General features: G+C 60.4%; 28 protein-coding genes. 16 read left to right on the top strand and 12 right to left on the bottom strand.

Annotation, left to right across the window (positions count from 1 at the left end; translation table 11 throughout):
- Positions 1–69: 69 nt before the first annotated feature.
- Positions 70–663, bottom strand: a complete 594-nt coding sequence (locus AC3WN7_RS14050) for an NUDIX domain-containing protein (RefSeq protein ID WP_095966480.1) — start codon at positions 661–663, stop codon at positions 70–72.
- 57 nt (positions 664–720) lie between these two features.
- On the bottom strand, positions 721–1,158 hold the full coding sequence (locus AC3WN7_RS14045; RefSeq protein ID WP_007980611.1) for a hemerythrin domain-containing protein: 438 nt from the start codon (positions 1,156–1,158) through the stop codon (positions 721–723).
- Positions 1,159–1,303: 145 nt separating this feature from the next.
- Between AC3WN7_RS14045 and AC3WN7_RS14040 the strand changes: the two genes are divergently transcribed.
- Entirely contained in the window at positions 1,304–1,729 is a 426-nt protein-coding gene (locus AC3WN7_RS14040; RefSeq protein WP_102673988.1) for a GNAT family N-acetyltransferase, read from the top strand.
- Between the two features lie 132 nt (positions 1,730–1,861).
- Here AC3WN7_RS14040 and AC3WN7_RS14035 read toward each other — a convergent pair whose 3' ends face one another.
- Entirely contained in the window at positions 1,862–2,212 is a 351-nt protein-coding gene (locus AC3WN7_RS14035) for a hypothetical protein (protein ID WP_015094411.1), read from the bottom strand.
- A gap of 148 nt (positions 2,213–2,360) precedes the next feature.
- Here AC3WN7_RS14035 and AC3WN7_RS14030 point away from each other — a divergent pair, with 148 nt between their 5' ends.
- The 9 genes from AC3WN7_RS14030 (at position 2,361) to AC3WN7_RS13990 (ending at position 7,360) form a co-directional block, all read left to right on the top strand.
- Entirely contained in the window at positions 2,361–2,609 is a 249-nt protein-coding gene (locus tag AC3WN7_RS14030; protein WP_095966482.1) for a hypothetical protein, read from the top strand.
- Positions 2,610–2,629: 20 nt separating this feature from the next.
- Positions 2,630–2,959 carry a DUF6388 family protein gene (locus AC3WN7_RS14025; protein ID WP_095966483.1) on the top strand — a complete coding sequence of 110 codons (330 nt, stop codon included), beginning with the start codon at positions 2,630–2,632 and terminating at the stop codon, positions 2,957–2,959.
- Positions 2,960–2,984: 25 nt separating this feature from the next.
- Complete coding sequence (locus AC3WN7_RS14020) at positions 2,985–3,689, top strand: YoaK family protein (protein ID WP_095966484.1); 705 nt, start codon at positions 2,985–2,987, stop codon at positions 3,687–3,689.
- Between the two features lie 198 nt (positions 3,690–3,887).
- Positions 3,888–4,280 (top strand): sulfurtransferase complex subunit TusD, encoded by a 393-nt coding sequence (gene tusD / locus AC3WN7_RS14015; RefSeq protein ID WP_095966485.1) that lies wholly within the window; start codon positions 3,888–3,890, stop codon positions 4,278–4,280.
- A gap of 1 nt (position 4,281) precedes the next feature.
- Entirely contained in the window at positions 4,282–4,644 is a 363-nt protein-coding gene (gene tusC / locus AC3WN7_RS14010; protein ID WP_102673989.1) for a sulfurtransferase complex subunit TusC, read from the top strand.
- The gene (gene tusB / locus AC3WN7_RS14005; protein WP_102673990.1) at positions 4,644–4,937 is read left to right on the top strand and encodes a sulfurtransferase complex subunit TusB; all 294 of its coding nucleotides are present in this window, start codon (positions 4,644–4,646) and stop codon (positions 4,935–4,937) included. The genes tusC and tusB overlap by 1 nt, the downstream gene beginning before the upstream one ends.
- Positions 4,934–5,269: a TusE/DsrC/DsvC family sulfur relay protein gene (locus tag AC3WN7_RS14000; RefSeq protein WP_015094405.1), complete on the top strand. Its 336-nt coding sequence runs from the start codon at positions 4,934–4,936 to the stop codon at positions 5,267–5,269. Before tusB ends, AC3WN7_RS14000 begins: the two co-directional genes overlap by 4 nt.
- Entirely contained in the window at positions 5,266–6,267 is a 1,002-nt protein-coding gene (locus AC3WN7_RS13995; protein WP_102673991.1) for a glycosyl transferase family protein, read from the top strand. Before AC3WN7_RS14000 ends, AC3WN7_RS13995 begins: the two co-directional genes overlap by 4 nt.
- Positions 6,268–6,358: 91 nt before the next feature.
- A complete protein-coding gene (locus tag AC3WN7_RS13990; protein WP_102673992.1) occupies positions 6,359–7,360 on the top strand; it encodes a glutathione S-transferase family protein in 1,002 nt (333 codons plus the stop codon).
- A gap of 128 nt (positions 7,361–7,488) precedes the next feature.
- On the opposite strand, the gene cysG is transcribed toward AC3WN7_RS13990, so the two are convergent.
- The 6 genes from cysG to AC3WN7_RS13960 all read right to left on the bottom strand — a co-directional run bounded on the left by cysG (position 7,489) and on the right by AC3WN7_RS13960 (position 15,130).
- Complete coding sequence (gene cysG / locus AC3WN7_RS13985) at positions 7,489–8,883, bottom strand: siroheme synthase CysG (RefSeq protein ID WP_095966489.1); 1,395 nt, start codon at positions 8,881–8,883, stop codon at positions 7,489–7,491.
- The gene (serS, locus tag AC3WN7_RS13980; RefSeq protein ID WP_015094401.1) at positions 8,884–10,164 is read right to left on the bottom strand and encodes a serine--tRNA ligase; all 1,281 of its coding nucleotides are present in this window, start codon (positions 10,162–10,164) and stop codon (positions 8,884–8,886) included. It lies immediately after the preceding gene.
- A gap of 16 nt (positions 10,165–10,180) precedes the next feature.
- Positions 10,181–10,555, bottom strand: a complete 375-nt coding sequence (crcB, locus tag AC3WN7_RS13975; protein WP_102673993.1) for a fluoride efflux transporter CrcB — start codon at positions 10,553–10,555, stop codon at positions 10,181–10,183.
- A complete protein-coding gene (locus AC3WN7_RS13970) occupies positions 10,555–11,877 on the bottom strand; it encodes a replication-associated recombination protein A (protein ID WP_102673994.1) in 1,323 nt (440 codons plus the stop codon). The genes crcB and AC3WN7_RS13970 overlap by 1 nt, the downstream gene beginning before the upstream one ends.
- A gap of 151 nt (positions 11,878–12,028) precedes the next feature.
- Positions 12,029–12,652 (bottom strand): outer membrane lipoprotein periplasmic chaperone LolA, encoded by a 624-nt coding sequence (lolA, locus tag AC3WN7_RS13965; RefSeq protein ID WP_102673995.1) that lies wholly within the window; start codon positions 12,650–12,652, stop codon positions 12,029–12,031.
- Between the two features lie 66 nt (positions 12,653–12,718).
- A complete protein-coding gene (locus AC3WN7_RS13960) occupies positions 12,719–15,130 on the bottom strand; it encodes a DNA translocase FtsK (RefSeq protein ID WP_095966492.1) in 2,412 nt (803 codons plus the stop codon).
- A 294-nt stretch (positions 15,131–15,424) separates the two neighbouring features.
- On the opposite strand from AC3WN7_RS13960, the gene trxB reads away from it, so the two are divergent.
- From trxB to infA, 4 genes are all read left to right on the top strand, one after another.
- Positions 15,425–16,384, top strand: coding sequence for a thioredoxin-disulfide reductase (gene trxB, locus AC3WN7_RS13955; protein ID WP_007972075.1), 960 nt, complete (start codon positions 15,425–15,427; stop codon positions 16,382–16,384).
- A 62-nt stretch (positions 16,385–16,446) separates the two neighbouring features.
- Positions 16,447–17,127 (top strand): leucyl/phenylalanyl-tRNA--protein transferase, encoded by a 681-nt coding sequence (gene aat, locus AC3WN7_RS13950; RefSeq protein WP_095966494.1) that lies wholly within the window; start codon positions 16,447–16,449, stop codon positions 17,125–17,127.
- 57 nt (positions 17,128–17,184) lie between these two features.
- A complete protein-coding gene (locus AC3WN7_RS13945) occupies positions 17,185–17,892 on the top strand; it encodes an arginyltransferase (RefSeq protein WP_015094395.1) in 708 nt (235 codons plus the stop codon).
- A 111-nt stretch (positions 17,893–18,003) separates the two neighbouring features.
- On the top strand, positions 18,004–18,222 hold the full coding sequence (gene infA / locus AC3WN7_RS13940) for a translation initiation factor IF-1 (protein ID WP_002553999.1): 219 nt from the start codon (positions 18,004–18,006) through the stop codon (positions 18,220–18,222).
- 218 nt (positions 18,223–18,440) lie between these two features.
- Here infA and clpA read toward each other — a convergent pair whose 3' ends face one another.
- Together clpA and clpS are read right to left on the bottom strand one after the other, a co-directional pair.
- Positions 18,441–20,711 carry an ATP-dependent Clp protease ATP-binding subunit ClpA gene (clpA, locus tag AC3WN7_RS13935; RefSeq protein WP_007972069.1) on the bottom strand — a complete coding sequence of 757 codons (2,271 nt, stop codon included), beginning with the start codon at positions 20,709–20,711 and terminating at the stop codon, positions 18,441–18,443.
- A gap of 30 nt (positions 20,712–20,741) precedes the next feature.
- Positions 20,742–21,104 carry an ATP-dependent Clp protease adapter ClpS gene (gene clpS, locus AC3WN7_RS13930; RefSeq protein WP_015094394.1) on the bottom strand — a complete coding sequence of 121 codons (363 nt, stop codon included), beginning with the start codon at positions 21,102–21,104 and terminating at the stop codon, positions 20,742–20,744.
- 223 nt (positions 21,105–21,327) lie between these two features.
- Between clpS and cspD the strand changes: the two genes are divergently transcribed.
- A complete protein-coding gene (cspD, locus tag AC3WN7_RS13925) occupies positions 21,328–21,582 on the top strand; it encodes a cold shock domain-containing protein CspD (RefSeq protein ID WP_015094393.1) in 255 nt (84 codons plus the stop codon).
- A gap of 81 nt (positions 21,583–21,663) precedes the next feature.
- Here the strand turns inward: cspD and icd are convergent, their stop codons facing one another.
- Positions 21,664–22,920 (bottom strand): NADP-dependent isocitrate dehydrogenase, encoded by a 1,257-nt coding sequence (gene icd / locus AC3WN7_RS13920; RefSeq protein WP_007972065.1) that lies wholly within the window; start codon positions 22,918–22,920, stop codon positions 21,664–21,666.
- Between icd and AC3WN7_RS13915 the strand changes: the two genes are divergently transcribed.
- Positions 22,919–23,086, top strand: coding sequence for a hypothetical protein (locus AC3WN7_RS13915; protein WP_173862065.1), 168 nt, complete (start codon positions 22,919–22,921; stop codon positions 23,084–23,086). The genes icd and AC3WN7_RS13915 overlap by 2 nt on opposite strands.
- Positions 23,087–23,313 lie beyond the last annotated feature (227 nt).

Genomic DNA, 23,313 nt, shown 5'->3' with positions numbered 1-23,313 from the left:
GGAGCTGCCGCAGGCTGCGATCTTTTGATCTTTTAAAGATCGCAGCCTGCGACAGCTCCTACGGGGAGATCAGGATTGATTGAAGAGGTTTTTCATCGCCGCATACTGCAGCAGCATGATGGTCTTGGCGTCGCAGATCTCACCACGGTAGAACGCTTCGAGTGCATCGTCGAACGCCCACTCCAGCACTTCCAGTTCTTCGGTTTCCGCCTCCAGCCCGCCACCGTCGCTGACTTTCGACCTGGCGTCGTATTCGGCAATGAAGAAGTGCAGTTTTTCCGTCACCGAACCGGGGCTCATGTACGCCTCGAACACCTTCTGCACATGGTGCACGCGGTAACCCGTCTCCTCCTCCGCTTCATCACGGATGCGGTCTTCAGGCGCCGCGCCTTCCAGCAGCCCCGCCGCCACTTCGATCAACAGCCCGTCGTGGCCATTGACGAACACCGGCAGGCGAAATTGCCGGGTCAGTACCACGGTTTTCTTTTCGCGGTTGTACAAGAGGATCGCTGCGCCGTTGCCACGGTCGTAGACCTCTCGCGTCTGGCGTTGCCACTCGCCGTTGTTGCGTTGGTAATCGAAGGTGATTTTCTTGAGCAGGTACCAGTCGTGGGACAACACCTGGGACTCAAGGATGTTGACCCGCTCGGCTGTGTTCGACATGACAACGCGTCCTGTTATTTGTCAGAGAGTGCACATGTTAGGTGAAAACCTGCCCCTTCAAGCAAGCTGCGCCTTGTACTCCTTCTCGTATTGCCCGGCCAACGACTCTTTCTGTTTGTCGTCGAGCAACTTGCCGGCCATCTGGAAGAACTTCTGCTCTTCTTCCTCGAGGTGGTGATGCACCGTCTCCGAGAGCTTCTTCGCGGTCACCAGCCAGGCCGGGCTGGACATTTCGGTGTCATCGAGCGCCTCCATCATTTCGTCCATTTCGTGGTGCTCGGCGATGCCATGACGGCTGAGGTCGACCCCGTTGTCGAACTTCATCAGCGGAATGTAGAAATGCCGCTCTTCGGCCGTGGCGTGAGCCTGCAATTCTGACTTGAGTTGCTTGTACGCCTCGACCCGCTCAGGCGTATCGCCGCTGGTGTGGATCAGCGCCTTGGCATAGGTCCGTTGGCGTTCGTGGCTTTCGCGCAAGGCTTCAAAAATGTTCACGGGGCGTTGTCCTCATCAGCGGCGCCTGGAGTGACGCGTCTTAAGGAATGACAGCTGTGCGTTGGCGACGGTTCAACTTTCCCGGGGATGGAACAATCACAGCAACCGGGATAGGCTGCGGCTTCACTGCCATAAGGATATAGCCATGAACCTGCGTATTGAACGCAAGCACAACCCCAGCACCGAAGAGCGCGAGGCGATCCTCGTGCCGTTGCGCGCCTACAACGCCTCGAAGTCTGCAAGCCCGCCACCGGAACATATCGCATTGCTGATACGCGATGACAACGACGAAATCGTCGGCGGCGTTTACGCCCGGTTGTTTTATCAGTGGTTGTTCATAGACTTGCTGGCGGTGCCGGAACAGGCCCGGGGACAAGGCATGGGCACCAGGTTGATGCAGATGGCCGAAGACCTTGCGCGCGAAAAGGAATGCGTCGGTCTGTGGCTGGAAACCTTCGAATTCCAGGCCCCGGAGTTCTACAAAAAATGCGGCTACAGCGAGATCGGGCACATTGCCGATTACCCGCCGGGGCACAAGCACTTCTTCTTCCAGAAGCGCCTGAGCTACTGATCCATAACGCCCCCCCTGTAGGAGCGAGCTTGCTCGCGAAAAAAACCGGAACGCCGCGGGGTGTCAGGCACCCAGCGTTTTCGTTGACGACCATCGCGAGCAAGCTCGCTCCTACAGGGGTACAGCGTCAGATCAGAGGCAAGTCGCCAACGCCGCCAAACGGCGCTTGGCCACGAAATCATCCTTCTGCGCGTAGTAGCTCAACACCGTGCCCGAGGCATCGGTGGTCACGTCGACGAAGGACTCCGCCGAACGGGTATAAACGGTCGTGCCGCCCTTCTCGCCAGGCTCCAGATAGGCGGCGGCATCAACGCCGAACACAGCCTCGTCCTGCCAGGAAAACTGCACGCACTGGGCGACGTCCTTTCCCGGTTTTTCCGAGTTCAGGGTCTTGTACGGGGCCTTGGTGCGGGCGTCGTTCATCGCCGAGCTGGCGCATCCGGCCAGCAACGTCACGGCCAGCGCCACCATCAGAATTCGCATTGCATTCACTCATCAGGAAAAAGCGGACTTTATCACCCCGCCAGCCCGTATCGTTCTGCTTTACTGCATTTATACCGCGACAGCGCACAACGATTCGCGCACCCTGTCGCGCCAATAACGCCCCATCGCACCCCTGACTGGAAATCTGATGACACCTAATGCCGAGTTCTACAAACCGAGCACTGAGTATGCCGACAAGCTGATCAGCCAGATCGGTCAGACGCCGTCCTGGATCGCCAAGCGAATCGGCGTCACCGACAAGCGGATTCGCTACATCCTCGACGGCGAAAGAACCGTCAAAGGCGAAACCACGCCGATCCAGATGACCTACACCGAGCAGTTTGCCCTCGAATGCCTGGCGGCAGCGGCCAAAGCCAGCAAGCAGCAATCCTCGTAATCCGTTCTCAAGGAGCGACCATGGCGGCAACCGAACTGCAGCATGAGCAAGCACTCAAGAAGTTTCTCGATGCACGCCCCGAGTTGCGCGAAGAACTCGACCACCTCAACCCGCTGCTGGCTCAGGCCAAGGGTGAAACGGCGGCACAGTATCGCGAGGAACGGCTGCACGAAGCGTTTGAAGCTGAAGCAGAACGCCAGCAGTTGTTCGCTTGGGAACTGACGTTGCAGTTAACCGCCGCCACCCCCCGGGACTACGAAGCGCAGCGCCTGGAAGTGCACCGGGAAGTCGCGGAAATGGCCGGTATGGACTGGCTTGAGTATTGCGAGTTGAATGGGATAAAACCCTGAGCACTGTTCAAGGATGCCGTCGCCAATGCTGCCCAACACCGCCAGGACCCACGCCAGCCCCGGTCACTTGCACACGCAGAAATGGCGCGGGCGCATAGGCCTGAGCCTGGTGGCCATGCTCTCGGTACTCGCCGGCATGACCGACGCCATCGGCTTCATGGCCAGCGGCGACTTCGTCTCGTTCATGAGCGGCAACACCACCCGGATGGCTGTCGCCATCAGCGCTGGCGACCTTGGCTTGACCCTGCGCCTGGTGATCCTCGTCGCCACCTTCATCGTCGGCAACGCGCTGGGCATTATCGTCAGCCGCCTGGGTGGCCGCCGGGCCCTGCCGCTGCTGTTGTGCATCGCCACCCTGCTGTGCGCCGCCGCAGCCTGGCCTTATGACGCGCAACTGCCGGCCCTGCTGGCGGCGATCATCGCAATGGGCATGCTCAACGCCGCGGTGGAAGAAGTGAACGGCCTGCCGGTGGGCCTGACTTACGTTACCGGCGCCCTGTCGCGTTTCGGCCGCGGACTGGGCCGCTATATGCTCGGCGAGCGCCGCAACGGCTGGCGCGTGCAACTGATTCCCTGGACCGGCATGTTCGCCGGCGCGGTACTCGGTGCCGTGCTGGAACATCACCTGGGACTCAAGGCGTTGTTTGCCAGTGGCCTGCTGGCTGCCGCGCTCGGGGTATTGTCGTTGAAGATCCCGCGGCGCTGGCAGTTGGGGTACATGCCGCGCTGAGTTTTGCATCGCCTGTTCGGCCGCCTTCGCGGGCAAGCCCGCTCCCACAGTGATCTGTGCAATGCCAGAGATTACGGCATGACCACAAAACCTGTGGGAGCGGGCTTGCCCGCGAAGAGGCCCGTACAGACAACATCACTTTGGCCGCCCCGCCGATAAAGCATTATCATGGCCGCAGTTTCGCTGATCGAGTCTGTCATGAAGTTCGCCATCGCCGTGTTTTCCGCCGCCCACGCGCCCTCCTCGCGCCGCGCCCTGCTGTTCGCCCAAGCGGCGCTGGCCGGCGGGCATGAGATCGTCCGGCTGTTTTTCTATCAGGACGGCGTCTACAACGCGTCCGCCAGCGTGGTCACGCCCCAGGATGAAGCGGACTTGCCCAAGCAATGGCGCACTTTTGTCAGCGACCATCAACTCGACGGCGTGGTGTGCATCGCCGCCGCCCTGCGTCGTGGTGTCTTGAATGAAGAAGAAGCCCGGCGCTATCAGCGCGAGGCTGTTGCCGTCGGTGCGCCGTGGGAATTGTCCGGCCTCGGCCAATTGCATGACGCGGCGCAGGATGCCGACCGCCTGATCTGTTTCGGAGGCGCATGACGTGGCCAAATCCATATTGATCATCAGCCGCCAGTCGCCATGGTCCGGCCCGGGCGCGCGGGAAGCGCTGGATATCGTGCTGGCCGGCGGGGCCTTCGATCTGCCGATTGGCCTGTTGTTTCTCGATGACGGCGTGTTCCAGCTGGCCGCCAGCCAGAACGCCAGGACCTTGCAACAGAAAGACCTGAGCGCCAACCTGCAAGCCCTGCCGATGTTCGGTGTCGAGGAACTGTTTGCCTGTGGCGACAGCATCACCCAGCGCGGCCTCGACCCGAGCAGCCTGGCGCTGGAAGAAGCCCGGGTGTTGGCCGCCCACGAAATCACCGCCCTCATTGACCGTTACGACCAGGTGATCACCCTCTGATGTCGACTTTGCATGTGTTGTCTCACTCCCCGTTCGGTGACGAACGCCTGACCAGTTGCCTGCGCGTGATCGGTGCCAACGACGGCTTGCTGCTGTCCGGCGATGCCGCCTATGCCCTGCAGCCAGGCACCGCGCCGTTCACGGCACTCAGCACCCGTGGCCTGAAGCTGTTCGTCCTGGCCGAAGATGCCCAGGCCCGTGCGCTGGTGGTTCCGGACTGGGCCCAGGCCATCGATTACCCGGCCTTCGTCGAACTGTCGATTCACTATGACAAGGTCAACAGTTGGCTATGAATGCATTGACGGTCGGCGCCCGCGCCATCGAGCTGGACAAGGACGGCTTCCTGGTCGAACTCAATGACTGGTCTGCCGATGTGGCCAGCGCCCTGGCGGCTGCCGAAGACATCGAGTTGACGCCCGAGCACTGGGAAGTCCTCGAATTGCTGCGCAGTTTCTACGCCGAGTTCCAGCTGTCACCGGCCACCCGCCCGTTGATCAAATACACCGCATTGAAACTCGGCCCGGAAAAAGGCAACAGCCTGCACCTGAACCGACTGTTCAAAGGCACCCCCGCCAAACTCGCCGCGAAGCTGGCGGGCCTGCCCAAACCGACGAATTGCTTATGACCGATTACCCAGCACTGACCCTCGAAACGCCCGCCGAGCACCCGTTCGCCCAGTTCGTGCGGATTCTTGGCAAAGGCAAGCGCGGCGCCCGGGACTTGACCCGGGTCGAGGCCCGCGAGGCCATGGGCATGGTGCTCGATGAAAAGATCGAGGAAACCCAGCTCGGCGCGTTCCTGATGCTGTTGCGGCACAAGGAAGAAAGCGCCGAGGAAATGGCCGGGTTCACCGAAGCCTTGCGCGAACGCCTGGACCCTCCGGCACTGGCGGTGGACCTGGACTGGCCAACCTACGCCGGCAAGAAGCGGCACCTGCCGTGGTACCTGTTGGCAGCCAAGTGCCTTGCGCAAAACGGCGTGCGGATTTTCATGCATGGCGGCGGCGCCCACACGGCCGGTCGCCTGTACAGCGAGCAACTGCTGGGTGAATTGAACATCCCGCTGTGCCGCAACTGGCAACAGGTGGGTTCGGCACTGGATAACGGCGGCCTGGCCTTCATGCCCCTGGTGGACTGGGCACCGCAGCTGCAACGGATGATCGACCTGCGCAACACCCTCGGTCTGCGCTCGCCAATCCACTCGCTGGCGCGGATTCTCAATCCGCTGGGCGCGCGTTGCGGCCTGCAGAGCATTTTCCACCCCGGCTATCAGGCCGTGCATCGCGATGCCAGCGGCTTGCTCGGCGATACCGCGATCGTGATCAAGGGCGATGGCGGCGAGATCGAGATCAACCCGGACGCCGACAGCCATCTGTACGGCACCACTGGCGGCGAGAGCTGGGACGAGGAATGGCCGCAGTTGTCGGCGCAGCGTCACGTCAAACCCGCCTCGCTCGATCCCGAGCACTTGAAAGCGGTGTGGCGTGGCGAGGTGGTCGACAGCTACCCGCAAATGGCCCTGATCTCGACCATGGCCCTGGCCCTGCGTGGACTCGGCCAGAGCCGCGAACAGGCCTTTGAAACAGCCGGGCAATACTGGGCCGCGCGCAACAAATCGATTTAACCGATCATTCGCGCCCGATCTTTGCGCTTTTTGTTCGAACCCATGGGAATAGACTCAACTCCAACGAATATTGGCTTCTGGAGTCTTGAACATGGGTTTGTTAGTCGATGGCCGCTGGCAGGACAAGTGGTACGAAAGCAGCAAGGACGGCGCGTTCCAGCGTGAACAGGCGCAACGTCGCCACTGGCTGACCGCAGACGGCAAGCCGGGACCCACCGGCGTCGGCGGTTTTGCGGCCGAACCCGGTCGCTATCACCTGTATGTGTCCCTGGCCTGTCCGTGGGCCCATCGCACCCTGATCCTGCGCAAACTCAAAGGCCTCGAAAGCCTGATCGACGTTTCGGTGGTCAGTTGGCTGATGCTGGAAAACGGCTGGACCTTCGACAAAGCCCTGGGCTCCACCGGCGACAAGCTCGATCACTTCGACTTCATGCACCAGCGCTACACCGCCGATACCGCTGACTACACCGGCCGCGTCACCGTGCCGGTGCTGTGGGACAAACAGCACAAACGCATCGTCAACAATGAATCATCGGAAATCATCCGCATGTTCAATGGTGCCTTCGACGATCTGACCGGTAACGACCTGGACTTCTACCCGGCGCCGCTGCGCGGTGAGATCGATGCGTTGAACGAACGGATATATCCGGCGGTGAACAATGGCGTGTACCGCGCCGGGTTTGCCACCTCGCAACAGGCTTATGAACAAGCCTTCGACGAGGTGTTTGCCGAACTGGACCGCCTGGAGCTGCTGCTGGGCGCCAACCGCTATCTGGCTGGCGAATACCTGACCGAAGCGGACATCCGCCTGTTCACCACGCTGATTCGCTTCGATGCGGTGTACTACGGGCACTTCAAGTGCAACCTGCGGCGGATTGCGGATTATCCGAACCTGTCGAACTGGCTGCGGGAGATCTATCAGTGGCCGGGGATTGCCGAGACGGTGGATTTTGAACACATCAAGCACCACTACTATGCCAGCCATCGCACTATCAACCCGACGGGTGTGGTGCCCAAGGGGCCGGCGCAGGACTTTACCGTGGCCCATGATCGGGAGCGGTTGAGCGGGAAAGGGGTTTGGCGCAAGGCCTGAGTCTGAGCTGAGTTTTGCGGTGGATGTGAGGGCCTCTTCGCGAGCAAGCCCGCTCCCACAGGGGATTTGTGTCGTTCACGAATCCAATGTGGGAGCGGGCTTGCTCGCGAATGGGGGCACCTCGGTCTCTAGACCTGCCCCTGAGCCCCTTCGAACCACGCCAGTTTCTCGCGCAGTTGCACCACTTCACCGACGATCACCAGCGTCGGCGCATGCACTTCATGCTCCGCCACCAATCGTGGCAAGTCGGCCAGGGTTCCGGTGAAGACGCGCTGATTGACCGTGGTGCCCTGCTGGATCAACGCCGCCGGGGTATCAGCACCGCGACCGTGCTTGATCAGCTGCTCGCAGATAATCGGCAAGCCCACCAGGCCCATGTAGAACACCAGCGTCTGCGCTGGCGCGACCAGATCGGCCCACGGCAAGTCGGTTGAGCCGTCCTTCAGGTGCCCGGTGACAAAGCGTACCGATTGCGCGTAATCGCGGTGGGTCAGCGGAATCCCGGCATAGGCCGCGCAACCACTGGCCGCCGTAATCCCCGGCACGACCTGGAACGGAATGCCATGGGCCGCCAGTTCTTCGATCTCTTCACCGCCACGACCAAAGATGAACGGATCGCCGCCCTTCAGCCGCACTACACGCTTGCCTTGCTTGGCCAGATCCACCAATTGCTGGTTGATCTGATCCTGCGGCACCGCGTGATCGGCACGGCGCTTGCCGACGTAGACCCGCTCGGCGTCGCGACGGCACAATTCGAGAATCGCCGGCGCTACCAGACGGTCGTACAGCACCACGTCGGCTTGCTGCATCAGGCGCAGTGCCTTGAACGTCAGCAGATCGGGATCACCTGGCCCTGCGCCCACCAGATAGACCTCACCGGTCGCAACAGGAGCTTCACCATCGATTTTCGCCTGCAGCAGACGCTCGGCTTCAGCGCCCTGCCCGGCCAGTTGCCGATCGGCAACCGGGCCCTGGAAAACATCCTCCCAGAATGCCCGACGCTGCTGCACATCCGGAAACAGGCCTTTGACCTGGTGACGAAAACGCGCCGCCAGACCGGCCAGTTGACCGTAGGTGGAAGGAATCCAGGTTTCGATCTTGGCGCGGATCAAGCGTGCCAGCACCGGCGCATCGCCACCGCTGGACACGGCAATGATCAACGGGGAACGGTCAACGATGGCCGGGAAGATCACGCTGCACAGGGCCGGCGCGTCCACCACATTGACCGGCACGCAACGCCGATGGGCATCGGCGGAGACTTGTGCATTCAGCGCTTCGTCGTCGGTGGCGGCAATGATCAGCCCGCAACCGTCCAGATCCGCTTCGGCGTAGCCACGCAACAGGCACTCGCCACCGCTGCCGGCAACCAGTTCGCGCAGTTGTGCTTCGATTTCAGGTGCAACCACCCGCAGCTGCGCACCGGCATCGGCCAGCAGGCGGGATTTGCGCAAGGCAATTTCCCCCCCGCCGACGACCAACACACGACTGCCGCGAAGGTTGTGAAACAGCGGCAGATATTTCATTTAGCCGATGACCTCAAGACCACCCATGTACGGCTTGAGAACCTCGGGCACCCGGATCGAACCGTCGGCCTGCTGATAGTTCTCCAGCACCGCCACCAGGGTGCGACCCACTGCCAGGCCTGAGCCGTTCAGGGTGTGTACCAGTTCCGGCTTGCCGGTTTCCGGGTTGCGGAAGCGCGCCTGCATGCGGCGGGCCTGGAAGTCGCCACAGTTGGAGCACGACGAGATTTCGCGGTACTTGTCCTGGCTCGGGATCCACACTTCCAGGTCGTAGGTCTTGACCGCGCTGAAGCCCATGTCGCCGGTGCACAGCGCCAGGGTGCGGTAAGGCAGTTCCAGCAGTTGCAGGACTTTCTCGGCGTTGGCGGTCAGGCCTTCCAGCGCTTCCATCGACTTCGACGGCTCGACGATCTGCACCATTTCAACCTTGTCGAACTGGTGCTGACGGATCATGCCGCGGGTATCACGACCCGATGCGCCGGCTTCACTGCGGAAGCACGGCGTGTGGGCGACGAACTTGATCGGCAGCAGTTTCGAATCGACGATTTCGCCGGCGACGATGTTGGTCAGCGACACTTCGGCGGTCGGGATCAGGTACAGGTCGGCCTCGCCTTCGCGAGCGATCTTGAACAGGTCTTCCTCGAACTTCGGCAGTTGACCGGTGCCTTGCAGCGCCGGGGCCTGGACCAGGTAAGGCGTGTAGGCCTCTTCATAGCCGTGCTCGGTGACGTGCAGGTTGATCATGAACTGCGCCAGGGCGCGGTGCAGACGGGCAATCGGACCGCGCAACAGGGCGAAACGGGCGCCGGACAGCTTGGCGGCGGTTTCGAAGTCCAGCCAGCCGAACTTCTCGCCCAGGGCCACATGGTCCTGAACCGGGAAATCGAAGGCAGTCGGGGTCCCCCAACGGCGCACTTCGACGTTGCCGTCTTCGTCTTCGCCGACCGGCACGGATTCGTGGGGCAGGTTGGGAATGCCCAGCAGGATCGAGTCCAGTTCGGTCTGGATCGCGTCCAGTTCGACTTTGCCGGCGCTCAATTCGCCCGCCATGCGCTCGACGTCCGCCATCAGCGGTGCGATGTCTTCGCCGCGCTGCTTGGCCTGACCGATGGATTTGGAGCGCGCGTTACGTTCAGCCTGCAGTGCTTCGGTGCGGGTCTGGACGGTCTTGCGCTGTTCTTCCAGCGCTTCGATGCGCGCAACATCCAGCACAAAGCCACGGGATGCCAGGCGGTCCGCTACGTCCTGAAGGTTGCTACGTAACAGTTTGGAATCGAGCATGTCGGTTTCTCGTTTATCAAAGTTTGGTCAAGGACAGGCCGGCCCAGGTGGCAAGCAGCCCGCCGAATACGCTGAGTGCCGCATAGCCCAGGGCCAGCGGCACTTGCCCGCTTTCCAGCAGGCGCACCGTATCCAGTGAAAAGGATGAAAAAGTCGTCAGCCCCCCGAGGAAGCCGACCATCAACCCGGCGCGCACCTCGATGGGCACCTCCGGGCGTATCAAAAACAGACCGTATAGAACGCCGATCAGCAAACAGCCCACGATATTAACGGCCAGCGTCGCGGTATAGAAGTGCCGCGGCCAATTCGCGTTGATCCAGTTGCCGGTGGCGAAGCGCAACAGCGTGCCGGCCATCCCGCCAGCGGAAACCGCAACGATCAAGGGAAGCACTATTTTCTCCGCTGCCGGGGGCTTAAACGGTCGAGTTTTGCCAGGTGGTTGAGTTTTTCGCCGATCTTCAACTCCAGGCCACGGGGCACGGGCTGATAGAACGGAATCGGGTCGAGTTCTTCGGGGAAATAGTCTTCCCCGGCGGCATAAGCATCCGGTTCGTCGTGGGCATAGCGGTATTCGTCGCCATAGCCCAATTGTTTCATAAGCTTGGTCGGCGCGTTGCGCAGGTGCAGCGGCACCTCCAGCGAGCCGTGTTCGGCGGCGGCGCGCAATGCGGTCTTGAAGCCCATGTACACCGCGTTGCTTTTCGGCGCGCAGGCCAGATAGGTGATGGCCTGGGCCACCGCCAGTTCGCCTTCGGGGCTGCCGAGACGCTCCTGCACTTCCCAGGCCGCCAGGCACAGGCTCAGGGCGCGCGGGTCAGCGTTGCCGATGTCTTCGCTGGCCATGCGCACCACGCGCCGGGCCAGGTACAGCGGGTCGCAACCGCCGTCGATCATGCGCGCGAACCAGTACAGCGCGCCGTCGGGGTTGGAGCCGCGCACCGATTTGTGCAGCGCGGATATCTGGTCGTAGAAGGCTTCGCCACCCTTGTCGAAGCGTCGACGGGTGTCGCCGAGCAGGCTCTGCAGGAGCTCGGTGCCGAATTCGCTGTTGTCTTCGGCCAGGTCCGAGGCGTTTTCCAGCAGGTTGAGCAGGCGTCGACCATCGCCGTCTGCAGCCGACAGCAGCATCTGGAAGCCTTCATCGCTGAGGGTCAGGTTGCGCTTGCCCAGGCCCCGCTCTTCGGTCAGCGCACGCTGCACCAGTTTGCGCAGGGCCGCTTCGTCGAGGCTCTTGAGCACGTAGACGCGGGCGCGGGAGAGCAAGGCGTTGTTGAGTTCGAACGAAGGGTTTTCCGTGGTCGCGCCGATGAAAATCAGCGTGCCGTCTTCGACATAGGGCAGGAACGCGTCCTGCTGGGACTTGTTGAAACGATGCACTTCGTCGACGAACAAAATGGTGCGGCGGCCGTACTGCGCGGCCTGCTGCTTGGCGATTTCCACCGCCTGACGGATCTCCTTGACCCCGGCCAGCACCGCCGAGACCGTTTCGAAGTGTGCATCCGAGACTTCCGCGAGCAATCGCGCCAGGGTGGTTTTGCCCACGCCCGGCGGCCCCCAGAAAATCATCGAATGCAGGGCACCCTGCTCCAGCGCTTCGCGCAAGGGCTTGCCGCGAGCGAGCACGTGTTCCTGACCGACGTACTCGTCCAGGTTGGCCGCGCGCAGGCGGGCGGCCAGGGGCTGGGCGATGGGGGTGCTGCGAAACAGGTCCATGGCTATCTATGAAACCTCACTGGGTCGAATGCCGATCCTGTAGGAGCGAGCTTGCTCGCGATGGACGTTAACGATAACGCTGGCAGCCTGACACCCAGCGGTGCCCTTGAGTCCATCGCGAGCAGGCTCGCTCCTACAGGGGTTCTGCGTTTTATTCCTGGATCACGTCCGCCCCTTTGGGGATCTCGAACTTGAACTTGGACGCCGGGATCGGCTCGTTGGCCTTCACCCCGGTGAACAGGATATTGGTGCGCTGGCCCACGCTGTCGATCAACTGCATGTCGTTGACCAGACCATTGCGGAACGACAGGCGCAGGCTGTCGAACAGGGTGTCCTTGGTCTTCGGCTTCAGGGTGAAGTCGATCACGCCGCCGGCTTCCCTGGCGCTGATGTCGAAGCTCTGGCTGATCTTGGACACGTCACCGGACAGCAGCAAGGCCGGAGTCTGGGTCAGGCGCTGGTCGAGGTTCTTGATGGTGGCCTGTTCCAGGTCCGGGTCCCACAGGGTGACCTTCTTGCCATCGGACACCATGGTCTGTTCGGCCGGTGCATCGGTGTGCCAATAGAACAGGCCCGGGCGCTGCAGGGACATGTCGCCGGCAGTTTCCTGCAACTGGGTGCCGGTGCCATCAAGGGTCAGTTGCGAGAAACGCGCCGTCAGGGTCTGGGATTTTTCCAGCAGTTGGGTCAGGCGTGCCACATCCTTGTCATCGGCGTTAGCCTGGAGCGTGGTCAAAGCCAGTACCGGCAGCAACAGCATGCGGATCAGACGCATGGGAGTCCTCATAACATTCGTGGGAGTGCGAGCGGCGCCAAAGGGCGCCACCCTTTCATGTTCGTGTCAGTCGCGCACCGGGCCAGGGGCCAGGACCTCACGCGAACCGTTGGTGTTCATGGACGTCACGACCCCGGCCATTTCCATGGCTTCGATCATGCGCGCGGCGCGGTTGTAGCCGATCTTGAGCTTGCGCTGAACCGCGGAAATGGAGGCGCGACGGCTTTCCAGCACGAACTGGACCGCTTCGTCGTACAGCGCGTCGGCCTCGGGATCGTCACCGTCGCCGCCCCCGCTGCTGCCTTCGAAGCCGCTGCCCGCCTCTTCGACGCCATTGAGGATATCGTCGTTGTATTCCGGCGCGCCCCGCAGCTTCCAGGCCTCCACCACGCGGTGAACCTCATCGTCGGACACGAAGGCACCGTGAACACGAATCGGCAGACTGGTGCCCGGCGGCATGTACAGCATGTCACCGTGGCCCAGCAGTTGTTCGGCGCCGCCCTGGTCGATGATGGTCCGCGAGTCGATCTTGCTCGATACCTGGAACGCCATGCGGGTCGGGATGTTGGCCTTGATCAGACCGGTGATCACATCCACCGACGGACGCTGGGTCGCGAGGATCAAGTGAATGCCGGCCGCACGCGCCTTCTGGGCGATACGCGCGATCAGTTCTTCAACCTTCTTGCCGACGATCATCATCATGTCGGCGAATTCGTCGACCACCACCACGATGGTCGGCAGCTTTTGCAGGAGCGGCGCTTCGTCGTGGATGCTTTCGCGCTTGTACAGCGGATCGCTCAACGGCTCGCCGGCGTCCTGGGCTTCCTTGACCTTGGCGTTGAAACCCGACAGGTTCCGTACGCCCATCTTGGCCATCAGCTTGTAGCGTCGCTCCATCTCGGCAACGCTCCAGCGCAGGGCGTTGGCGGCGTCCTTCATGTCGGTGACCACCGGGCACAGCAGGTGCGGAATGCCTTCGTAGATCGACAATTCCAACATTTTCGGGTCGATCATGATCAGCTTGGCGTCTTCCGGCCCGGACTTGAACAGGATCGACAGGATCATCGCGTTCACGCCCACCGACTTACCGGAACCGGTGGTACCGGCCACCAACAGGTGCGGCATCTTCGCCAGGTCGGTGATGACCGGCTTGCCGCCGATATCGTGGCCCAGGGCCAGGGTGACCGGGGATTTGAAGTTGTCGTACTCGGGGGTCGACAACACCTCGGAGAAACGCACGATCTGCCGGTCTTCGTTGGGAATCTCGATACCGACCGTGGTCTTGCCCGGAATCACTTCCACCACGCGCACGCTGGTCACGGCCAGGGAACGGGCCAGGTCTTTGGCCAGGTTGGCGATGCGGCTGACCTTGACGCCAGCGGCGGGCTGGATTTCGTAACGGGTAATCACCGGACCCGGGTGGATCGAGTCCACAGTCACTTCGACGCCGAACTCCTTGAGCTTGATTTCCAACAGGTGGCCGACCGCCGCCAGGGATTCGGGCGAATAATTGAGCTGTTTCTTTTCCGCGGGATCAAGAATCGAGATCGGCGGCAAGGTGCCTTCCACGGCGCTGTCGACGAACAGTGGCGCCTGCTTCTCTTTTTCAACGCGTTTGCTCGGCGCGGCAGGTTTTGGCGGCGCGGGTGCAATCACCGGCGGCACCTGCTTCTCACGCTCTGACATGTGCTTGCTCAGGGCCTGCTCACGCTCGATCAACCGCTCCTTGACCTTGGCCTGTTCGCGCTTGTCGGTGACGGTCGGCGCAACCACTTCACCCATACGGTCATCGACTTCACGCAACTGGGCGACCAGCTGTTTGCGCTCGGTACGGGCCGCCCACCAGCGATTGGCCGCCCCCTGGAACAGTTCGAACAGGTCGAGGGTGATCTTGCCGGTGATGTCCATCACCTTGAACCACGACAGGTCGGTAAACACCGTCAGGCCGAACAGGAACAACGCGATGAACAGCAGCGTACTGCCCTGGATATTCAGGGCGTTCCTCGCCAGTTCGCCGAGGCTTTCCCCCAGCGCACCGCCCGCACCGGCCGGCAGACCGGTCGCGGCATGGAAATGAATATGGGCCAGCGCGGCCCCCGACAGCACCAGGAACACCAGGCCGATCAGGCGCCAGGAGAACAGCCAGCCGCTCCACTGCCAAGGCTCGTGACGCTGACGGAAGATCTGGTACGCCTTGACCGCCAGCAGCAACGGGAAAATGTAGGCGAAGTAACCCAGCACCATGAACAGGATATCGGCGCTGTAGGAGCCCGCGGGCCCGCCGAAATTCTGCACGTCGTCGATCTTGCTGTTATGGCTCCAGCCCGGATCATCCTTGCCATAGGTCAGCAAGGCCATCATCAGGAACAGGCACAGGGCACCGATGGCGATCAGCGCACCTTCCTTGAGTCGGTAGTGCAAGTGCTGGCGCCAGAGCGGAACGACGGCTGGTTTAGGTGCTGCGGTGGATTTCTTCAAAACGCTTCTTTTCCTGCGCCAATGGCGCGTCCATCTGTTGAATGTCTAAAAAACCGCCCAATCCAGGCAGGTAAAAAAGTTAACACACGTAACCGGGACTACTTTTAACACTGCGCTCCGGCTTTTATAAACACGGTGCGCACTGAATATATGTAACACGCAGGGCATTGTACGGGTTTGTACGCACGACGCCATGCTTGAGACCCTTGGGTGTAGCATAGTCAACAGCACATGACATGCTATTCAATTTGAGCATGCATTGTCTTTTGTGACAAAGGCTTATGAGGTGTTTTTATGAGCGAAGCGAAGCATTCCCGCCTGATTATCCTGGGCTCCGGTCCTGCCGGTTACAGCGCAGCCGTTTATGCCGCCCGCGCCAACCTCAAGCCCGTTGTCATCACCGGCATACAGGCAGGTGGCCAGCTCACCACCACCGTCGAAGTCGATAACTGGCCAGGCGACGTCGAAGGCCTGACCGGCCCCGTGCTGATGGAGCGCATGCAAAAACACGCCGAGCGCTTTGCCACCGAGATCGTTTACGACCACATCCATACCGCCAAGTTGCAACAACGGCCATTCGAGCTGATTGGCGATGGCGGCACCTACACCTGCGACGCCCTGATCATTGCCACCGGCGCCAGCGCGCAATACCTGGGCCTGCCATCGGAAGAAGCCTTTGCCGGCAAAGGGGTTTCGGCGTGCGCGACCTGTGACGGGTTCTTCTATCGCAACCAGGTGGTCGCGGTGGTCGGCGGCGGCAACACGGCGGTCGAGGAAGCCTTGTACCTGTCGAACATCGCCAGGGAAGTGCACCTGATCCATCGACGCGACAAACTGCGCTCGGAGAAAATCCTCCAGGACAAACTCTTCGAAAAAGCCGCCAACGGCAATATCCGCCTGCATTGGAACCAGAACCTGGACGAAGTGCTCGGCGATGCCAGTGGCGTGACCGGGGCCCGCCTGCGGGACAGCCAAACGGGTGAAACCACAGAGCTGCCGCTGGCCGGGGTGTTTATCGCCATCGGCCACAAACCCAACACCGACCTGTTCATCGGGCAACTGGAAATGCGCGACGGGTATCTGCTGGTCAAGGGCGGCAGCGAAGGCGATGCTACCGCCACGGCGATTGCAGGTGTGTTTGCCGCCGGCGACGTGGCCGACCATGTTTATCGCCAGGCCGTTACGTCTGCCGGTGCCGGTTGCATGGCGGCGCTGGACGCCGAAAAATACCTCGACGACATTCCTGCCGTTTGAAGGCAAACTTTACGGCGGGCCAATGCCCGCCACTGCCCTCCCCTTCTGCAAGCCCGGATGCCATGCTGACTTGGTTACAACGCAACACCTTGCATTTCCCACCGCTGGAAAAGGCCATGCGCGACCCCAACGGGCTGCTGGCTGCCGGTGGCGACCTGTCCGCCGATCGGCTGATCTCGGCTTATCGCCACGGCTGCTTCCCATGGTTTTCCGAAGGCCAGCCGATTCTCTGGTGGTCGCCGGACCCGCGTACGGTTCTGTTTCCCGACGAATTGCACGTCTCGCGAAGCCTGAACAAACTGCTGCGCCAGCAACGCTATCAAGTGACCTTCGACCAGGACTTCGCCGCCGTCATCCGCGCTTGTGCAGCTCCCCGGGATTATGCCGACGGCACCTGGATCACCGAAGCGATGCAGGAGGCCTACATCGAACTGCACAGGCGGGGTCACGCGCACTCGGTGGAAGTGTGGGACGGGGACGAACTGGTCGGCGGCCTGTATGGCCTGGCCATGGGCCGGTTGTTTTTTGGCGAGTCCATGTTCAGTCGCGCTGACAACGCCTCTAAATTCGGCTTTGCCACCCTGGTCCGGCATCTGAAAGACTCGGGGTTTGTACTGATCGATTGCCAGATGCCGACCGATCACCTGCACAGCCTCGGAGCCCGGGCCATCCCCCGCCGTGAGTTTGCCAGCTATCTGGCCGGATATCTGGACCAACCCAACCATGCCACCTGGGTTTGCTGAGCGACATTTGCGCGCGTGGCTTACACTTATTCAAAAGCATTATCCCGAGGGTTGATCATGACCGAGTTGGCGCGTTTGAAGTTCTATGCCACTCAGCCGCACTCTTGCAGTTATCTGCCCGATGAGCAGGCCACCACCCTGTTCCTCGATCCTAGCCAGCCCATGGATGTGCATGTCTATGCAGACCTGTCGGAGATGGGGTTTCGTCGCAGTGGCGATCATCTCTACCGGCCGCATTGCCAGAATTGCAATGCCTGCGTTCCGGCGCGCATTCCCGTGGGGCAGTTCACGCCCAACCGGCAACAGAAACGCATCTTCAAGCGCAACGCGGACTTGCAGGTGCGTCCGGCCAAGCCCCGCTTCAACGAAGAGTACTTCGAGCTTTACCAGCGCTACATCGAACAGCGTCACGCCGATGGCGACATGTACCCGCCCAGTCGCGACCAGTTTTCGACTTTCCTGGTGCGGGACCTGCCGTTTTCACGGTTTTATGAGTTCCGCCTGAATGGCCAGCTGCTGGCCGTCGCCGTCACCGATTTGCTGCCGAACGGTCTTTCGGCGGTCTACACCTTCTACGAGCCAGCCGAAGAGCGTCGCAGCCTTGGGCGCTATGCAATCCTGTGGCAAATCGCCGAGGCCCGGCGACTGGGGCTGGAGGCGGTCTACCTCGGCTACTGGATCAAAAACTGCAAAAAAATGAATTACAAGACTCAATATCGCCCTATTGAGTTGCTGATTAATCAGCGCTGGGTGGTTCTAAACTAGAGCCGGCCCTAAACCCCTTGGCTTAAACCCCACTTTTCGGGCACAATGCACGCCGCTTTTGCCTGGCGCAGTTGCACCGGGCCATTCATTGGACACCGAGGGCTTTACTGCATGTCGAAAGAAGACAGCTTCGAAATGGAAGGCACTGTCGTCGACACCCTGCCCAACACCATGTTTCGTGTGGAGTTGGAAAATGGGCACGTCGTAACCGCGCACATCTCCGGCAAGATGCGCAAGAACTACATCCGTATTCTTACCGGCGACAAAGTGCGCGTAGAGCTGACTCCCTATGACTTGAGCAAAGGGCGCATCACTTACCGCGCCCGCTAATCTGGTCAATACAAGACGCCCGGCTTATGCCGGGCGTTTTTGTTTGTGCGGGATTTAGCTGCCAAACCACTGTAGGAGCGAGCTTGCTCGCGAAAAACCTGAGAACGCCGCGTCAATCCAGGCTTCCCGCGTCATCGTTAACAACCATCGCGAGCAAGCTCGCCCCTACAGACAACAAAAAGGCGCCTTTCGGCGCCTTTTTGCATTGCTTCCAAACGTCAGGCCATCTCGGCCGTGGTCTCGAACTCGAAGGTCAGCTCGCCATCCTTGATGTCGATGTGCACCACACCGCCATGTTCGGCCAGTTCGCCAAAGAGAATCTCCTCCGCCAGTGGACGCTTGATCTTGTCCTGGATCAGGCGAGCCATTGGGCGAGCACCCATCGCCGCGTCGTAGCCACCTTCGGCCAGCCAGCTGCGGGCCGCATCGGTGACTTCCAGCAACACTCGTTTGTCTTCCAGCTGCGCCTGAAGTTCGGTAAGGAACTTGTCCACCACGCTCTTGATGACCTCATGGCTGAGGCGACCAAACTGGATAATGGTGTCCAGACGGTTGCGGAATTCCGGCGTGAAGCTCTTCTTGATCACTTCCATCGCATCGGACGAGTGGTCCTGGAAGGTGAAACCGATCGAAGCACGAGCAGCTGTCTCGGCACCGGCGTTGGTCGTCATGATGACGATCACGTTACGGAAATCCGCCTTGCGCCCGTTGTTATCGGTCAAGGTACCGTGGTCCATGACCTGCAGCAGCAGGTTGAAGACTTCCGGATGCGCTTTCTCGATTTCATCGAGCAACAGCACGCAGTGTGGCTGCTTGGTGATGGCTTCGGTCAGCAGACCGCCCTGATCGAACCCGACATAGCCCGGAGGCGCACCGATCAGACGCGATACGGTGTGGCGCTCCATGTACTCGGACATGTCGAAGCGAATCAGCTCGACACCCAGCGCCTTGGCCAACTGACGCGCCGCTTCGGTTTTACCGACACCGGTAGGCCCTGCGAACAGGAACGAACCGACAGGCTTGTCAGGGGACTTGAGGCCGGCACGGGACAGCTTGATCGCGGTGGCCAGCGAGTCGATCGCGGCATCCTGACCAAATACGGTCAACTTCAGGTCACGCTCGAGATTACGCAACAATTCCTTGTCGGAGCTGGTGACGTGTTTTGGCGGAATCCGCGCGATTTTCGCGACGATGTCTTCGACCTGAGGCACTTCGATGCGCTTGACACGCATCTCGACCGGTTGCAGGCGCTGGTAGGCACCTGCCTCGTCGATGACGTCGATGGCCTTGTCCGGCATGTGACGATCATTGATGTAACGCGAAGCCAGTTCGGCAGCCGCACGCAGGGCTTCATCGCTGTATTCGATATTGTGATGGCTTTCGAAACGCCCCTTCAGGCCGCGCAGAATGCCAATGGTGTCTTCCACCGAAGGCTCCGACACATCGACCTTCTGGAAACGCCGGGCCAAGGCACGGTCCTTCTCGAAGATACCGCGGAATTCCTGGAAGGTGGTCGACCCGATGCAACGGATATCACCCGAGGACAGCAGCGGCTTGAGCAGGTTCGAGGCATCCATGACACCACCGGACGCGGCACCCGCACCAATGATGGTGTGGATCTCGTCGATGAACAGGATCGCCTGCGGCCGTTTCTTCAGCTCATTGAGCAACGCCTTGAAGCGCTTCTCGAAATCACCACGGTATTTGGTACCGGCCAGCAAGGCACCCAGGTCGAGGGAGTAAACCACGCTGTTGGCCAGCAGGTCCGGCACCTGGTTGTCGACAATGCGCTTGGCCAGGCCTTCGGCGATCGCGGTTTTACCCACGCCCGCCTCGCCCACCAGCAGCGGGTTGTTCTTGCGCCGACGCGCCAGGATCTGTGCGACACGCTCGACTTCCAGCTCACGCCCCACCAACGGATCGATACGACCCTGTCGCGCGAGTTCGTTGAGGTTGCTGGCATAAGCATCCAGGGGATTGCCCGAGGAAGAAGACTCACCGCCCTCGTCGTCCTGCATATCTTGCTCACCTTCAGAGTGATCGCCATGCCCCGGCACCTTGGAAATGCCATGGGCGATGTAGTTGACGACATCTATGCGGGCAACGCTCTGCTGTTTCAGCAGGAACACCGCCTGACTCTCTTGCTCACTGAAGATCGCGACCAGCACGTTGGCACCAGTCACTTCGCGTTTGCCCGAGCTCTGTACGTGAAACACAGCACGTTGCAGTACACGCTGGAAGCCCAGGGTTGGCTGGGTTTCGCGATCCTCGTCATGCACGGGGATCAATGGCGTGGTGGAGTCGATGAACTCCTGCAGGTCATGCTTGAGTTTGTCGAGGTTTGCGCCGCACGCGCGCAGAACGGTGGCGGCAGCCTCATTGTCCAATAGGGCCAGCAGGAGGTGTTCGACGGTCATGAACTCATGACGCTTCGAACGGGCTTCCTTGAAGGCAAGATTGAGGGTGACTTCGAGCTCGCGGTTTAACATAGCTTCACCTCATACCCAAGTGGTCGGCGATTAACCGTCCTTCTCGATTTCACAGAGTAGCGGATGCTGGCTTTCCCTGGCGTACTGGTTGACCTGCATGGCCTTGGTCTCCGCGATGTCGCGGGTAAACACTCCACATACTGCCCGTCCTTCTGTATGGACGGCCAGCATGACCTTGGTCGCCAGCTCGCGATTCAGGTTAAAAAACACCTCGAGCACTTCGACGACGAAATCCATCGGTGTGTAGTCATCATTGAACAAAACCACCTTGTACATCGGCGGCGCCTGTAGAGCAGGCTTTGCCTCCTGAACAGCAATGCCTGCGGAATCGTCGTCGTGTAAATCAGGGCGATCCTGATTGAATGTTAGTCGAATCTGGCTGATTGCATGCATGGAAAGAAAGGTTCGTCAGTTGTTCAAATACAGTGGTGGGGGCGGCTATCAGCGATTTCAACTCCGACTGCCGGTCAGCTTGACTATCGGCAAAAGGGTGTTACAACCAATAGAGCCCACAGTGGGTAAAAAAGGTCCGCGGAGTCAAACTTATTTACAGGTTCGACTGCGGATGTAGTGGATGATACTCCAGTGATGGAGTCTGTTGCAGAGGGAGTTGGGTATGGCAGTCGGCAAGGTGAAGTGGTTCAACAACGCCAAGGGTTACGGATTCATCAACGAGGAAGGCAAGACAGAGGATCTGTTTGCCCACTACTCGGCCATAAAAATGGAAGGTTATAAAACCCTGAAAGCCGGGCAAGCTGTCGTATTCGAGATCATCCAGGGCCCCAAAGGCCTTCACGCGGTCAACATCGGCAACCCGGTGGACGCCTCGAAAACCGCGACACCGTCACCTGAGCAGACCGTTTCGGTTTAATACCGCCGCGTCATCCAGTCATAAAAAAAACCGCCTGACTCAACTTCTTGAATCAGGCGGTTTTTGTGTACCTGCGTGTTCTTACATGTGCGAGATCAGCGCATCACCGAAACCGGAAGACGACACCAGTTTCGCCCCTTCCATCAGACGCTCGAAATCATAGGTCACGGTCTTGGCGGAAATCGCGCCATTGGTGCCCTTGATGATCAGGTCGGCCGCTTCGGTCCAGCCCATGTGGCGCAGCATCATTTCAGCGGAGAGGATCAGCGAACCCGGGTTGACCTGGTCCTTGCCGGCATACTTCGGTGCCGTACCGTGGGTGGCTTCGAACATGGCCACGGTGTCGGACAGGTTGGCCCCTGGTGCGATACCGATACCGCCCACTTCCGCCGCCAGGGCGTCGGAGAGGTAGTCACCGTTCAGGTTCAGGGTCGCGATCACATCGTATTCGGCCGGGCGCAGCAGGATCTGCTGGAGCATGGCGTCGGCGATGGCATCCTTGACGATGACGTTCTTGCCGGTTTTCGGGTTCTTGAACTGCATCCACGGACCGCCGTCGAGCAGGGTCGCGCCGAATTCTTCAGCCGCCACTTCGTAGGCCCATTCCTTGAAGGCACCTTCGGTGAACTTCATGATGTTGCCTTTGTGCACGATGGTCAGCGAATCGCGATCGTTGTCGACCACATATTGCAGGGCCTTGCGCGCCAGACGTTTGGTGCCTTGCAGCGAAACCGGCTTGACACCGATACCGCAGTTCTCGTCGAAACGGATCTTGGTGACGCCCATTTCTTCTTTAAGAAACTTGATGACCTTGGTGGCTTCCGGCGTACCGGCCTTCCACTCGATGCCGGCGTAGATGTCTTCGGAGTTCTCGCGGAAGATGGTCATGTCGACATCACCCGGTTTCTTGACAGGGCTAGGCACGCCTTCGAACCAGCGCACCGGTCGCAGGCAGACGTACAGATCGAGTTGCTGACGCAGGGCCACGTTAAGTGAACGGATGCCACCACCGACCGGGGTGGTCAGAGGGCCCTTGATGGAAACCACGTAATCCTTGACCGCGTCCAGGGTTTCCTGAGGCAGCCAGGTGTCCTGATCGTAGACCTGAGTCGCTTTTTCCCCGGCGTACACCTCCATCCAGGAAATCTTGCGCTCGCCACCGTAAGCCTTCTTAACAGCAGCATCGACAACCTTGATCATGACCGGGCTGATGTCGACACCAATGCCGTCGCCTTCGATGAAGGGGATGATCGGGTTATTAGGAACATTGAGAGAATGGTCTGCATTGACGGTGATTTTGTCGCCGACGGCTGGAACCTGAATCTTCTTGTAACCCATGCTGAACTCCATTGATTGGATTGAACATCTGGCTTGGTTCGAGCGTAACCCAGTTGAATCGGCGCGCAAACCCTATGTTCTATCCATATGCCGCAAAGGCGCACAACCAGCGACCTACAAGCCTGAAAACAAAGGGAAAAACGCCAAACTCAAGCACGACGAATGACCTTACGCCCTCCTCGCCCCTGCGACCTTTAGACCAATGGACGACATTCGTTGCGTATGAACCATCGGCAGATTGCCAGCTACCTATGTATAATGCCGCCGCTGACTAAAGGGTCACGACGGGTTGAACGGCTCTACGACGAGAGTTTCAACCCGATAAGTCGGTCTGTTACCGCAGCCCGACTGCTTGACGCCCCACTGATGCACCCAACATCACAGCAACGAAAC

Source organism: Pseudomonas sp. FW305-70, assembly GCF_058783925.1.
This window is presented reverse-complemented; position numbering and strand designations above follow the sequence as displayed.